Annotated in this window: 13 protein-coding genes; 6 read left to right on the forward strand and 7 right to left on the reverse strand. The window is 70.0% G+C overall.

Annotation, left to right across the window (positions count from 1 at the left end):
• The first annotated feature begins 49 nt into the window (after nucleotides 1–49).
• Nucleotides 50–1,051 carry a porphobilinogen synthase gene (gene hemB, locus FDM97_RS02865; protein WP_137988694.1) on the forward strand — a complete coding sequence of 334 codons (1,002 nt, stop codon included), beginning with the start codon at nucleotides 50–52 and terminating at the stop codon, nucleotides 1,049–1,051.
• On the opposite strand, the gene FDM97_RS02870 is transcribed toward hemB, so the two are convergent.
• Nucleotides 1,035–1,604, reverse strand: coding sequence for a hypothetical protein (locus tag FDM97_RS02870; RefSeq protein ID WP_137988695.1), 570 nt, complete (start codon nucleotides 1,602–1,604; stop codon nucleotides 1,035–1,037). The two genes, hemB and FDM97_RS02870, sit on opposite strands and share 17 nt — an antisense overlap.
• A gap of 138 nt (nucleotides 1,605–1,742) precedes the next feature.
• Here FDM97_RS02870 and FDM97_RS02875 point away from each other — a divergent pair, with 138 nt between their 5' ends.
• Together FDM97_RS02875 and FDM97_RS02880 are read left to right on the forward strand one after the other, a co-directional pair.
• A complete protein-coding gene (locus FDM97_RS02875; RefSeq protein WP_137994621.1) occupies nucleotides 1,743–2,012 on the forward strand; it encodes a DUF1876 domain-containing protein in 270 nt (89 codons plus the stop codon).
• Between the two features lie 329 nt (nucleotides 2,013–2,341).
• The gene (locus tag FDM97_RS02880; protein ID WP_254705474.1) at nucleotides 2,342–3,472 is read left to right on the forward strand and encodes a helix-turn-helix domain-containing protein; all 1,131 of its coding nucleotides are present in this window, start codon (nucleotides 2,342–2,344) and stop codon (nucleotides 3,470–3,472) included.
• Between the two features lie 90 nt (nucleotides 3,473–3,562).
• On the opposite strand, the gene argS is transcribed toward FDM97_RS02880, so the two are convergent.
• The gene (argS, locus tag FDM97_RS02885) at nucleotides 3,563–5,326 is read right to left on the reverse strand and encodes an arginine--tRNA ligase (RefSeq protein WP_137988697.1); all 1,764 of its coding nucleotides are present in this window, start codon (nucleotides 5,324–5,326) and stop codon (nucleotides 3,563–3,565) included.
• A gap of 180 nt (nucleotides 5,327–5,506) precedes the next feature.
• Between argS and lysS the strand changes: the two genes are divergently transcribed.
• Entirely contained in the window at nucleotides 5,507–7,231 is a 1,725-nt protein-coding gene (gene lysS, locus FDM97_RS02890; RefSeq protein WP_137988698.1) for a lysine--tRNA ligase, read from the forward strand.
• A 77-nt stretch (nucleotides 7,232–7,308) separates the two neighbouring features.
• On the opposite strand, the gene FDM97_RS02895 is transcribed toward lysS, so the two are convergent.
• The 3 genes from FDM97_RS02895 to FDM97_RS02905 form a co-directional block, all read right to left on the reverse strand.
• Complete coding sequence (locus FDM97_RS02895; RefSeq protein WP_137988699.1) at nucleotides 7,309–8,601, reverse strand: DUF2637 domain-containing protein; 1,293 nt, start codon at nucleotides 8,599–8,601, stop codon at nucleotides 7,309–7,311.
• Nucleotides 8,602–8,742: 141 nt separating this feature from the next.
• On the reverse strand, nucleotides 8,743–9,462 hold the full coding sequence (locus FDM97_RS02900) for a DUF3558 domain-containing protein (protein WP_137988700.1): 720 nt from the start codon (nucleotides 9,460–9,462) through the stop codon (nucleotides 8,743–8,745).
• A 106-nt stretch (nucleotides 9,463–9,568) separates the two neighbouring features.
• On the reverse strand, nucleotides 9,569–10,393 hold the full coding sequence (locus FDM97_RS02905) for a DUF3558 domain-containing protein (RefSeq protein WP_137988701.1): 825 nt from the start codon (nucleotides 10,391–10,393) through the stop codon (nucleotides 9,569–9,571).
• A 174-nt stretch (nucleotides 10,394–10,567) separates the two neighbouring features.
• Between FDM97_RS02905 and FDM97_RS02910 the strand changes: the two genes are divergently transcribed.
• Entirely contained in the window at nucleotides 10,568–11,761 is a 1,194-nt protein-coding gene (locus FDM97_RS02910; protein ID WP_137988702.1) for an RtcB family protein, read from the forward strand.
• A 54-nt stretch (nucleotides 11,762–11,815) separates the two neighbouring features.
• Here the strand turns inward: FDM97_RS02910 and FDM97_RS02915 are convergent, their stop codons facing one another.
• Together FDM97_RS02915 and FDM97_RS02920 are read right to left on the reverse strand one after the other, a co-directional pair.
• Nucleotides 11,816–12,580 carry an SDR family NAD(P)-dependent oxidoreductase gene (locus FDM97_RS02915; protein WP_137988703.1) on the reverse strand — a complete coding sequence of 255 codons (765 nt, stop codon included), beginning with the start codon at nucleotides 12,578–12,580 and terminating at the stop codon, nucleotides 11,816–11,818.
• Nucleotides 12,581–12,639: 59 nt separating this feature from the next.
• Nucleotides 12,640–12,975, reverse strand: a complete 336-nt coding sequence (locus tag FDM97_RS02920; RefSeq protein ID WP_137988704.1) for a YnfA family protein — start codon at nucleotides 12,973–12,975, stop codon at nucleotides 12,640–12,642.
• A gap of 76 nt (nucleotides 12,976–13,051) precedes the next feature.
• Between FDM97_RS02920 and FDM97_RS02925 the strand changes: the two genes are divergently transcribed.
• Nucleotides 13,052–13,522, forward strand: coding sequence for a hypothetical protein (locus tag FDM97_RS02925; RefSeq protein ID WP_254705475.1), 471 nt, complete (start codon nucleotides 13,052–13,054; stop codon nucleotides 13,520–13,522).
• The last annotated feature ends 2 nt before the right edge of the window (nucleotides 13,523–13,524 follow it).

The raw sequence follows: 13,524 nt of genomic DNA on the forward strand, positions 1-13,524 counted from the left end.
GGCAAGGTGTCGGTAAAAGGGGGATTCCCGCGGGCGTAGCCTCGGGCGTATGAACTCGTACGGAACCTTTCCCGGGGCGCGGCCGCGGCGGCTGCGGACGACTCCTGCCATGCGGCGGATGGTGGCCGAGACGCGGCTGAGCCCGGCCGATCTGATCCTTCCCGCGTTCGTGCGGGAGGGCATCGGCGAGCCCGTGCCGATCGCCGCGATGCCCGGCGTGGTGCAGCACTCGCGGGACACCCTGCGCAAGGCCGCCGTGGAGGCGCTGGAGGCCGGGGTCTCCGGGATCATGCTGTTCGGCGTGCCGCAGGACGAGAAGAAGGACGCGGCCGGTACGGCCGGCACGGATCCGGACGGGATCCTGCAGGTCGCGATCAGGGACGTGAAGGCCGAGGTCGGCGACGATCTGGTGATCATGTCCGACCTCTGTCTCGACGAGTACACCGACCACGGGCACTGCGGGGTCCTGGACGAGAACGGGCGCGTCGACAACGACGCCACGCTGGAACGGTACGCCGAGATGGCGCAGGTCCAGGCCGACGCCGGCGTCCACGTCGTGGGGCCGTCCGGGATGATGGACGGCCAGGTCGGGGTGATCCGCGACGCGCTGGACACCATCGGCAAGGAGGACGTGTCGATCCTCGCGTACACCGCGAAGTACTCCTCCGCCTTCTACGGCCCCTTCCGCGAGGCCGTCGCCTCGTCTCTGCAGGGTGACCGCAAGACGTACCAGCAGGACCCGGCCAACATCCGCGAGTCGCTGCGGGAGCTGGCGCTGGACCTGGAGGAGGGCGCCGACATGGTGATGGTGAAGCCCGCGGGTCCCTACCTGGACGTGCTCGCGAAGGTCGCCGACGCCGTGGACGTGCCGGTCGCCGCGTACCAGATCAGTGGTGAGTACGCGATGGTCGAGGCCGCGGCCGAGAAGGGCTGGATCGACCGCGACAAGGCCATCTTCGAGACGCTGACCGGGATCAGGCGCGCGGGTGCGCAGATGGTCCTCACCTACTGGGCCACCGAGGTCGCCCAGAAGCTCAGCCGCGGGGTCTGACGACTCCTCGACAGGGACGGAACCGCAGGGCGGTTCCGTCCCCTTCGTCTTCGTGGGCCGTGAGGACGTGGACGCGCTTGCCGTCCTCGCTGCGGTGGAAGTGCCGGGCGACGCCGGCCTCGCCGGCCTCGGAGGGGGTGGAGGTGCTGAGGCTGCGTATGGGGCGGCCCGGGAGGGTCTCGCGGAGCACCACCGTGCGGTCGTAGGTGTAGCGGCCGGGCGGGCCCACCGTGATGAGGGCGTGGACGGAGTCGGCGATCGCCCGCTGGTTGGCGGGGTCGGCGGTGAAGGCCAGGTGGGCCGCCGCGTCCGTCCACTGGGCGATGTTGAGGATCGTGCGCCCGTCGGAGCCCGCCAGGCAGTGGCGGGCGAGGAAGGCCTCCGGCAGCCGGGCCCGCGCCCAGGTGTCGATGACACCGTCCATCACGATCCGCTGCCGCTCGGCGTCCTCCGTCTGCCATTCGGAGATCAGGACGAGACCGGCGTCCGGGCGGCCGAAGGAGGGGAGGCCGCCGGACTCCACGATCCCCGTTTCCCTTAATTCGTTAGTCATGACTAACAGTTTGGGTCGTCGATACCGACCGCGCAAGCGAATTAACGGACCGTGAGCACCCTGCGCGAGCTACGCACCGATTGGTGAGGAGGGGCCGGGCGGCGCACCCTGGAAGTACCTCAGGAGGTGGTCCTCATGATGCACACGCTCGTCGGATGGCACATCGAGATGGAATTCCAGGAGGACGGCGACCGGACGAGGGCGGCCGCCATGGTGCGGCTCGGTGACGGCACCGAGTTCCGGGCCCAGGGCAACGCCCACCGGCACCCGTCCGACCCGGAACAGCTGCGGGTGGGCGAGGAGATCGCGGGCGCACGCGCGCTCATGGATCTCGCCTCGCAGCTGCTCCAGAAGGCACACACGGAGATCGACGAGGTGTCAGGCAGGACATCCCGGCCGATCCGCTGACCCTCCGGCCCGCCCCTTCGCCGCCACCGTCACGCCGCCCCACGAGCAGGGGCGGTCGTGACGGCCGCGGTGACGATCTCCCCTGGATTCCTCACTGACCGTTGATCAGGTCGATCACGATCGCGGCACAGGCGATCAGCACCGCCAGGGCCGCAGCGTCGGTGACGCGGCTGCTCGACATGGGTCACACCCTGCGGGGCCGGCTGATCGCACCGCAATCCCCAGGGGACAATGAGGGAAGCCGGAACGCTCGCGCTTGCTGTGACCTGGGGGGATGGTCTTCCCCTGGAACGCGTTCCTGGGACGGCGAGGCGAGGGGGAGCGGGCGCGTGGCGGCAGGGACGGACGATTTCGCAGAGCTGGTGCGCGGGCTGAAGGAGCGATCCGGGCTCAGCTACGGCGCGTTGGCGAAGAAGCTCCACGTCAGCACGTCGACACTGCACCGGTACAGCAACGGCGACGCCGTGCCGACCGAGTTCGCCCCCGTGGAACGGCTGGGCCGGCTGTGCGGGGCCTCCCGCGACGAACTGATCCGGCTGCACCGCAGTTGGATCCTGGCCGACGAGGCCCGCCGACGGGGGAAGGCCACACCGGCTGTTCAGGAGCCGGAGCCAGAGCCGGAGCCGGAGCCAGAGGCGGACCCCGAGGCGGACCCCGAGGCGGACCCCGAGACCGTGATCACCGGTGAGTCGCCGCGGCCCGCGCCCGGCGCTCCCGCTCCCCGCTCCCGCAAGCGCCTGCGCATGGCTCTGGCCGCGACCGCCGTCGTCGCGCTCGCCGTGCCCGTCGCGTACGCCGTCGGCAGCCCGGACGAACGGACCGGCGACAACGCGGCAGGGACCACCACCCCGCCCCCCGTGAGCGTCGGCATCAGCTCGTACAACTGGGCAGGGGCCTGCGGCGAGTTCTACGCCCTCGACCAGGAGCCCGGCCAGGTCCCGGCCCCGCCCGCCCCGCAGGACACCCGAGGCTGGGCGCGCGAGCTCGGCGGTGTCGACGGAGGCCAGACGGAGCTCCAGCTCACCGTGACCGGCCGCACCGACGAGGCCGTGGTCCTCGGCGCCGTGCGCGTACGGGTGGTGGAGCGCGGCGCGCCCCTGGACCGGGACGCGTACGCGATGGGCGACGGCTGCGGCAGCGGTCTCGTCCCGCAGACCTTCGACATCGACCTCGATGCGCCGCGCCCCTTCGCGAAGCCGGTCGCGGGCATCGACGGCGACGGGGTCGTCCCGGCCAAGGACTTCCCGTACAAGGTCTCCACCAGCGACCCCCAGGTCCTCAACCTCCACGTGCATACCGAGGAGCACGTCGCCGCCTGGTACCTGGAGGTGGAGTGGAGCAGCGGCGAGCGGCGCGGGACGGTCCGCGTCGACGACGGGGGCAAGCCGTTCCGTACGAGCGCGACCGAGGGGAAGAAGACGTACAGCTACCACCCCGGCAGGGGCGCGTGGCTGTCCTGACGGGGAACCCGGTCATACGGCGAAGGCCCCGGCACCGTACGAGACGGTGCCGGGGCCTTCGGCCATATGCCTGGCTGCCTGCCGGACGTGTCAGAGACGCTCGGGCGTCCGGATGCCCAGCAGGGCCATGCCCTGGTGGAGCGTCCGGGCCGTGAGGTCGCAGATGAAGAGGCGGTTCTCCGCGATCTCCTTCGGCGGCTCCGGCTTGATGACCGGGCACTGGTCGTAGAACGTCGTGTACAGCGAGGCGAGCTGGTACAGATACGCGGCCAGCTTGTGCGGGGCGTACTCGGCAGCGGCCTCGGCCACGGTTTCGCCGAACTGGTCCAGGTGGAGGCCGAGTGCGCGCTCCGCCGGGGCCAGCTCCAGCTCGGGGTGGGCGACCGGCGTGCGGTCACCCGCCTTGCCGAAGATCGACTTGATGCGCGCGTACGCGTACTGGAGGTACACCGACGTGTCGCCGTTCAGCGACACCATCTGGTCCAGGTCGAACTTGTAGTCCCGCGCCGCCGACGTCGACAGGTCCGCGTACTTCACCGCGCCGATACCCACCTGGGCACCCCGCTCGGCGATCTCGTCCTCGGTCAGGTCACGCGCCTTCTCGCGGACCACGGACGCGGCCCGGTCGATCGCCTCGTCCAGCAGGTCCACCAGCCGGACCGTCTCGCCCTCACGGGTCTTGAACGGCTTGCCGTCCTTGCCGAGCACCGTGCCGAAGGCCAGCTGGACGGCCTTGACCTCGTCGTTCAGCCAGCCGGCCCGGCGGGCCGTCTCGAAGACCATCTTGAAGTGCAGGGACTGGCGGGCGTCGACCACGTACAGCAGGGTCGTCGCCTTCAGGTTCCGCACGCGGTCACGGATCGCGGACAGGTCGGTGGCCGCGTAGCCGAAGCCGCCGTCGGACTTCTGGACGATCAGCGGCGTCGGGTTGCCGTCCGGGCCCTTGACGTCGTCGAAGAAGACGCACAGCGCGCCCTCGGAGCGCACCGCGACGCCCGACTCCTCGAGGATCCGGCAGGTCTCCACCAGCACGTCGTTGTAGCCGGACTCGCCGACGACGTCGGGGTCCTGGATGTCCATGTCGAGCTTGTCGAAGACCGAGTAGAAGTAGATCTTCGACTCGTCCACGAACCGCTGCCACATGGCCAGCGTCTGCTCGTCGCCCGCCTGCAGGTCGACGACACGCGCCCGTGCACGGGTCTTGAACTCCTCGTCGGAGTCGAAGAGCGCGCGCGAGGCCTTGTAGAGCCGGTTGAGGTTCGACATGGCCTCCTCGCCGGAGACCTCCTCCTCCGACTTGTGGTCCAGCTCGTGCGGGTGCTCCATCAGGTACTGGATGAGCATGCCGAACTGGGTGCCCCAGTCGCCGATGTGGTGGCGGCGGACCACCTTCTCGCCCGTGAACTCCAGGATCTCGACCATCGCGGCGCCGATCACGGCGGAGCGGAGGTGGCCGACGTGCATCTCCTTGGCCACGTTCGGCTGCGCGTAGTCGATCACCGTCGTGCCGGCGTTCCGCGCGAGCGGCACGCCGAGGCGGTCGTCGGCGGCGCGGGCGGCGAGGGTCTTGATGATCGCCTCGTCCGTGACCGTGATGTTCAGGAAGCCGGGGCCCGAGACCTCGATCTCCTTCAGCACGTCGTTCGCCGGGATGCCGTCGACGACCTTCGTCGCCAGCTCACGCGGGTTGCCCTTGAGCTGCTTGGCGAGGGCCAGGATGCCGTTGGCCTGGAAGTCGGCCCGGTCGCTTCGTCGCAGCAGCGGGTCGGCGGAACCGGCCTCCGGCAGGGCTGCCGAGAGACCTTCCGCGAGACGCTGCTGCACGGTCGAAGCGAGGGAAGGGACCGAGGCCATGAGCTTCCGTTCCTGTTGTCGAAGTGAAGGAGGGCTATTTCGCTTGTCAAGTGTCCCATGGGTGGGCAACGTGTTTTCTCCACCTGTGGACAACCTCGGAGTGGCTCGTTTCGTCTGGGACAATGACTGACGTAGGGCTGTAAGGCTTTGAGAGATTCCAGAAAGAAGGACGTACCGACCGTGGCTCAGAGCAGCACCGAGACCGACTGGGTCTCCCGTTTCGCGGACGAGGTCATCGCCGAGTCGGAGCGACGTGCGCCTGGCAAACCGGTCGTCGTCGCCTCCGGACTCTCCCCCTCCGGCCCGATCCACCTGGGCAACCTCCGCGAGGTCATGACCCCGCACCTCGTCGCCGACGAGATCCGGCGGCGCGGGTACGAGGTCCGGCACCTCATCTCGTGGGACGACTACGACCGGTACCGCAAGGTGCCCAACGGCGTCGCGGGCGTCGACGCGACCTGGGCCGAGCACATCGGCAAGCCGCTGACCTCGGTCCCGGCCCCCGCCGGCTCGCCGTACGCGAACTGGGCGGAGCACTTCAAGGCCGCCATGGTCGAGTCGCTGGCCGAGCTGGGCGTCGAGTACGACCCGATCAGCCAGACGGAGCAGTACACGGCGGGCGCCTACCGCGAGCAGATCCTGCACGCGATGAAGCACCGCGGTGACATCGACGCGATCCTCGACCAGTACCGGACGAAGAAGGCGCCGAAGAAGCAGTCGCAGAAGCCCGTCGACGAGGCCGAGCTGGAGGCCGAGGAGGGCTCGGGCGCGGCCAGCGAGGACGACGGCTCGGGCGGCGCCGGGGGCTACTTCCCGTACAAGCCCTACTGCGGGCAGTGCGAGAAGGACCTCACGACCGTCACGTCGTACGACGACGAGACCACCGAGCTGGCCTACACCTGCACGGACTGCGGCTTCTCCGAGACCGTCGAGCTGAGCGAGTTCAACCGCGGCAAGCTGGTCTGGAAGGTCGACTGGCCGATGCGCTGGGCGTACGAGGGCGTGATCTTCGAGCCCTCGGGCGTGGACCACTCCTCCCCCGGCTCGTCGTTCGTCGTCGGCGGCCAGATCGTGCGCGAGATCTTCGACGGCGTGCAGCCGATCGGCCCGATGTACGCCTTCGTCGGCATCAGCGGCATGGCCAAGATGTCCTCCTCGAAGGGCGGCGTGCCCACCCCGGCGGACGCGCTGAAGATCATGGAGGCGCCGCTGCTGCGCTGGCTGTACGCGCGCCGCAGGCCGAACCAGTCCTTCAAGATCGCCTTCGACCAGGAGATCCAGCGGCTCTACGACGAGTGGGACAAGCTGGAGGCCAAGGTCGCCGACGGCTCCGTGCTGCCGGCCGACGCGGCCGCGTACGCGCGTGCCGCCCGCACCGCCGCCGGTGAGCTGCCGCGCACCCCGCGCGCGCTGCCGTACCGGACGCTGGCCTCGGTCATGGACATCACTGCCGGGCATGACGAGCAGACCCTGCGGATCCTGACCGAGCTCGACCCGGAGAACCCGGTCACGTCCCTGGACGAGGTCCGTCCGCGCCTGGACCGCGCCGAGAACTGGATCACCACCCAGGTCCCGGCCGACCAGCGCACCATCGTCCGCGACGAGCCGGACACCGAGATCCTCGGCTCCCTCGACGACCAGGGCCGCGAATCGCTGCGCATGCTCCTGGACGGCCTGGACACGCACTGGTCCCTGGACGGCCTGACCACGCTCGTCTACGGCGTCCCGAAGGTCATGGCCGGTCTCGACCCCGAGGCCAAGCCGACCCCGGAGCTGAAGGTCGCCCAGCGCGCGTTCTTCGCTCTGCTCTACAAGCTCCTGGTGAGCCGCGAGACGGGCCCGCGCCTGCCGACGCTGCTGCTGGCGGTCGGGGCCGAGCGGGTGCGGAAGCTGCTCGGCGCGTAGCGCCGCCGCACGGACAGCGCGAAGGGCCGCCACCCGATGCCGGGTGGCGGCCCTTCGCGCTGTCCGCGTCCCGTGGCCTACGGGATGTGGTTCTCCTGCATCTCCAGCTCGATGCGGTGGCGCAGGCGCGGGGTCAGCTCCCGCAGGAGCGACGCGCTGCGCGGGTGCCGCACGCCGTACGTGTCGCTGAGCCATATGTCGAGCTGCTCGGCGTTGGGGAAGTCCTGCCGCTCCTCGACGTAGTGCCACATCGCCTTGTAGGCAGCCTCGGTGAACTCGTCCACCGGCGGCTCCGGCTCGACGTACTCCTCGACGTGCTCCTCGGCGTATTCGGGGTGCTCCGGGTGCTCCGGGAACCCCGGGTGCTCGGCGTACTCCTCGAAGTGCTCAGGGCCGTCCATGTACTCGGGGGCGTAGTCACCCTCGTACGCCTCCGGCGGCAGCTGCTGCGCGGCGAACCACGGGCTGTCGTGGTTCGCGGGGACCTCCTGCGCGACCTCGACCGGGACCGGGGCCGGGGCCGGACCCTGGGCCTGGCCTTGGCCCTGGGGCAGCTGCGGCTGGACCTGTACGGCCTGGACCTGCGCGGCCTGGAGCTGCCCGGCCTGGAGCTGCCCGGCCTGGACCTGCACCGGGACCTCGACCGGCTGGGCGACCGTCGGCTGCGGTGGGATCAGCATCGGCTCCACCCCCGCCGCCGCGAGCCCCGCCGCCGCAGTCTCCGCCAGCGGCACGCCGTACTTCGCCAGCCGCAGCGGCATCAGCGCCTCCACCGGAGCCTTGCGCCGCCACGCCCGCCCGAACCGCGCCTGCAGCCGGGCCTGGTATATGAGCCGGTCCTGCTCCAGCTTGATGACCTGCTCGTACGAGCGCAGCTCCCACAGCTTCATCCGCCGCCACAACCGGAACGTCGGAATCGGCGACAGCAGCCACCGCGTGATCCGCACGCCCTCCATGTGCTTGTCCGCCGTGATGTCGGCGATCCGGCCCACCGCATGGCGCGCCGCCTCGACCGCGACCACGAACAGCACCGGGATCACCGCGTGCATACCGACACCCAGCGGGTCCGGCCAGGCGGCCGCGCCGTTGAACGCGATCGTCGCCGCGGTCAGCACCCATGCCGTCTGACGCAGCAGCGGGAACGGGATCCGGATCCAGGTCAGCAGCAGGTCCAGCGCGAGGAGCACACAGATACCGGCGTCGATGCCGATCGGGAAGAAGTACGAGAAGGTGCCGAAGCCCTTCTCCACGGCGAGCTCGCGCACGGCGGCGTACGAACCCGCGAAGCCGATCCCGGCGATGATCACCGCACCGGCGATGACCACACCGATCAGCATCTTGTGCGTGCGTGTCAGCTGCACCGCGGCCACCCGCGATCCCCTCCCCGTCAATCTCGACATCTAGCGGGCACAGCGTGGCACACGCGCGAGGAGCCCGACCCCCGGGGGAGGGACGGACTCCTCGAAAACCTGCGCAAATGCGGGTGTTCGCGACCCGCTGCCGCTACACCGTTACGCGTTCGCCGCCGCGACCGCCGCGACCGCCTCCTTGGCGGCCTTCAGCGCGCCTTCCATCATCGCCTTGTCCGCGGGCGCGGCCGCCCCCGCGTAACCGGCGCCGTTGTACGTGAGCAGCACCAGAACATTGCCCGTACGCGCCACGACCGAGGCGTACTTGAAGTCCTCGCCCGTCTTCTTCAGCTCGTAGGCGACGGCCTTCGACTGCTCGCCCACGCCCGGCGCGTCCGTGGTGCGCAGCTTCTTGGCGCCCTCGGTCGCCTGCAGCTTGGCGAGCTCCTTGGTGAAGTTGTCCTGGGCGCGCTCCTGGCCGCTGCCCAGGGAGGCGTCCGACTCGTAGCGGTAGAAGGAGACGTCGAGCCAGCGGTACTGCGAGCCCTTCACGCCCTTGTCGTCGAGGCCGTTCCACGAGCAGCCGCCGCGGCTGGTGGTGTCGCTGGAGTTGGCCGTCGTACCGTTCTTCGCCTTCGCCTTGGGCACCAGGCTCGCGGTCGTCTTCGCGGAGATCGACTTGCAGACGTCGGGCAGCTTCGCGAACTTCGCGGGCTCGACCGTCTTCGTCGACTGCTGGGCGCTGGGGGCGGCGGACGCCGAACCCTTGCCCTTGTCCGGGGAACCGCTGTCGGAGTCCGAGGAGCAGCCGGCGACGACGAGCATCACCGGGACGGCTGCGCAGGCGAGTATGCGAGTGAGTCGCGGGGCTGATCGGTGCATGGTTCCTTCAGTCGCTAGTCGTACGGTCCGGCCGGCGGCCACGGTACGCCGAGGCACGCCGACACGTTACGTGGTCCCGGCGCGCTCACGGAGCGGATCCGCCCGGCTACGCCTCCAGGCGCTCGGCGAGCAGACGGGCCAGGTTCTGGGCCTTTTCCTGCAGTTCCCGGCTGTCGGGGGCCTCCGCGGAACCGGTCGTCTGCTCCGCGTACTCGACCGTCACGATCACGTTGGATGTGCGGAACACCACGCTCACGGTGCGGTGCCGGCCGTTCGATCCACCGGTGCTGAGGGTGTCGTCGAGGAACGCGACCTGCCCGAGGCCGACCAGGACACGGGGCTCCAGACCGGTGGTGGGGATGCCCGGGTCGGGGGAGCCGGTGGCGGTGGAGGGGCTGGAAGGGCTGGTGGAGCCGGACGGCTGCGCGGGAGGTGTGGTGCCGGTGCTCGTGGGGGCCTGGGGCGGCGGGGTCGGCTTCGGGGGCTGCGGGAGGTCCGCCGCGACCTGCTTGCCGGAGAACACCTGCTGCGCGCGGTCGTCGTCGCTGACGGCCGGGTCGTACGACACGACCCGCTCGATGTCGAGACGCAGCCGGTGCGAGACGTCCGGGGCGTCGGCCTTCCAGCTGCACCCGACACGGCGGTCGTTGTCGTACGTGACGGCGGCGGTGCCGCGGTACGCCCTGTCGCGTTCCGCGTCGGGAAGCTGGGCGACGCCCGGCAGCAGGTCCCTGAGGGTGGCCTGCTGGACCGAGCCGCAGGGCTCGAAGAGCGTGCGGTAGCGGCCGGGGGGCGCGGCGGGGGCGGCGACGCCGGCCTTGGAGTCGACGGCGGCGGTGCCGGTTTCGGTCCCGGAGGAGCATCCGGTGAGGCCCAGGACGAGCGCGGCTGCGAGCGCTGTCAGACCGGGTACGTACGCCTGTCGCTGCACGCTGCCAGGCTCCCTTCTCCCGAGGACTTCCCCGAAAACTGTTTGCCGCCGCGGTGTGGTCGACAGACACAATGTCTATCGCACGCGCTGCCGTCGATGCCGGTCCGTTGTCACCTGTACGGGCCTTGGCGCCGGTTTTTGCGTTATCAGGCTTTTTTGGGGGATCGAGGAAGTATGTCGTATGTAGAGGTACCGGGTGCGAAGGTGCCCATCCGGATGTGGACCGATCCTTCCACGGTGGAGGGCGGCGCCATGCAGCAGCTCCGGAACGTGGCCACACTGCCGTGGATCAAGGGCCTGGCCGTGATGCCGGACGTGCACTACGGCAAGGGCGCGACGGTCGGCTCGGTGATCGCGATGCACGGGGCGGTCTGCCCGGCGGCGGTCGGGGTGGACATCGGCTGCGGCATGTCCGCGGTCAGGACGTCGCTGACGGCGAACGACCTGCCGGGTGACCTCTCGCGGCTGCGCTCGAAGATCGAGCAGGCGATTCCGGTGGGGCGGGGGATGCACCGGGAGATGGTGGACCCGAAGCGGCTGTTCCAGTTTCCGGCGGCGGGGTGGGACGACCTTTGGTCGCGGTTCGACGGGATCGCGGATGCGGTCAAATCCCGCCATGAACGTGCCGAAAAGCAGATGGGAACGCTGGGCGGGGGCAATCATTTTGTCGAGTTTTGCCTGGATTCGACCGGAGCTGTGTGGCTGATGCTGCACTCCGGGTCGCGGAACATCGGCAAGGAACTCGCCGAGTACCACATCGGCGAGGCGCAGAAGCTCCCGCACAACCAGGGGCTCGTCGACCGGGACCTGGCCGTCTTCGTCGCGGACACGCCGCAGATGGCCGCCTACCGGAACGATCTCTTCTGGGCGCAGGAGTACGCGAAGTACAACCGCGCGATCATGATGGCGCTCTTCCAGGAGGTCGTCCGGCGGGAGTTCCGCAAGGCGAAGGTGACCTTCGATCCGGTCATCTCCTGCCACCACAACTACGTGGCGGAGGAGCGGTACGAGGGGATGGACCTGCTCGTCACCCGTAAGGGTGCGATCCGGGCGGGCTCCGGCGACTTCGGGATCATCCCGGGCTCGATGGGCACCGGTTCGTACATCGTGAAGGGACTCGGCAACGAGAAGGCCTTCAACTCCGCCTCGCACGGCGCCGGCCGGAGGATGAGCCGGACTGCGGCGAAGCGGCGCTTCTCGACGCGGGACCTGGAGGAGCAGACGCGGGGCGTGGAGTGCCGTAAGGACTCCGGCGTCGTGGACGAGATTCCGGGCGCGTACAAGCCGATCGAGAAGGTCATCGATCAGCAGCGGGACCTGGTCGAGGTGGTCGCGAAGCTGAAGCAGGTCATCTGCGTGAAGGGCTGAGACGCAGACCGACGAGGGGCCGGCACAGGGTGTCGGCCCCTCGTCGTCGTGCGCTCACAGCTCGCGGTGGACCTTGGTGTTGGAGGCCTGGGCGCGGGGGCGGACGATCAGGAGGTCGATGTTGACGTGCGGGGGGCGGGTGCAGGCCCAGGTGATGGTGTCGGCGACGTCGTCGGCGGTGAGGGGTTCGGCCACGCCCGCGTAGACCTTGGCGGCCTTCTCGGTGTCGCCGCGGAAGCGGGTGGTGGCGAACTCGTCGGTCTTCACCATGCCGGGGGCGATCTCGATGACGCGGACCGGGGTGCCGACGATCTCCAGGCGGAGGGTCTCGGCGAGGACGCGGGCGCCGTTCTTGGCCGCGACGTAGCCGGCGCCGCCCTCGTAGGTGGAGTGGCCGGCGGTGGAGGAGAGGACGACGACCGTGCCGTCGCCGCTGGCGGTCAGGGCGGGGAGCAGAGCCTGGGTGACGTTGAGGGTGCCGATGACGTTGACCTCGTACATCTGGCGCCAGTCGTCGGGGTCGCCGGTCGCGACGGGGTCCGCGCCGAGGGCGCCGCCCGCGTTGTTGACGAGGACGGCGATCGTGCGGAAGGCGGTCGCGAAGGTCTGGACGGCTTCGCGGTCGGTGACGTCGAGGGCGTAGGCGGTCGCCTGGTGGCCGGCCTCGACGATCTCGGCGGCCAGTGCCTCGATGCGGTCCTTGCGGCGGGCGGTGAGGACCACGCGGTATCCGGCGGCGGCGAGCTGCTTGGCCGTGGCGGCGCCGATACCGCTGCTCGCTCCGGTGACGACGGCGATGGGGGTACCGGCGGCGGTCATGGCGTGCTCCTCGCGCATGTGGTCGATTACGTCGATCGCGTGGTCAGGATATGCGGTGGTCAGCGGGTGCGTGGGGCGTACATGATCACGGCCATGCCGGCGAGGCAGATCAGGGCTCCGGCGATGTCCCAGCGGTCGGGTCGGTATCCGTCGGCGACCATGCCCCAGGCGAGGGATCCCGCGACGAACACTCCGCCGTAGGCGGCGAGGATCCGGCCGAAGTCGGCGTCGGGCTGGAGGGTGGCCACGAAGCCGTAGAGGCCGAGGGCGACGACTCCGGCGCCGATCCAGATCCAGCCGCGGTGCTCGCGGACGCCCTGCCAGACGAGCCAGGCTCCGCCGATCTCGAAGAGGGCGGCGAGGACGAAGAGAGCGGCGGAGCGGGCGATGAGCATGGGGTCAGGGTGCCACGGGGACACGCTGACTGACGGATGGTCAGAATATATGGGCGGTAATCGGTATCTTCAGGGCATGAGTGTGATGCGCAAGGCCCTGTTCGGGGCGGCGTTGGCAGCCGCGGTGGTGGTCGGTACGGGTGAGGGGGCCCGTGCTGTCGGGTCGGAGGCCGATCTGGCCCACCACGGCCATGTCTCCCTCTGGGAGGGGCGGCTGGGTGTCTGGCTGGTCAGTGAGAACCACGGGCCGTCGCACGTGTCCCAGGCGACCGTGCGGCTCGCCTTCTCCGAGCCGATGGCGGGTGGGCAGGAGCTGCCTCCGTCCTGTCTGTGGGGGAGCGACCGGGTGGTGGTCTGCCGCACGGGTGAGCTGCGGGCCGCCGGGGCGGTCGAGGAGCTGGCGCTCGATCTGCGGACGGCGGGCTCCCCTGAGGAGTTGACGGTCGACATCGGGACCATCTGGACCGACGGGATCAGTGACGGGAACCCGAAGAACGACCGGCATCGCGTCCTGGTGCTGAGCACCGGCGACCCGTACGTCTTCTGACC

The sequence above is a fragment of the Streptomyces vilmorinianum genome, assembly GCF_005517195.1.
Taxonomy (GTDB): Bacteria; Actinomycetota; Actinomycetes; order Streptomycetales; family Streptomycetaceae; genus Streptomyces; species Streptomyces vilmorinianum.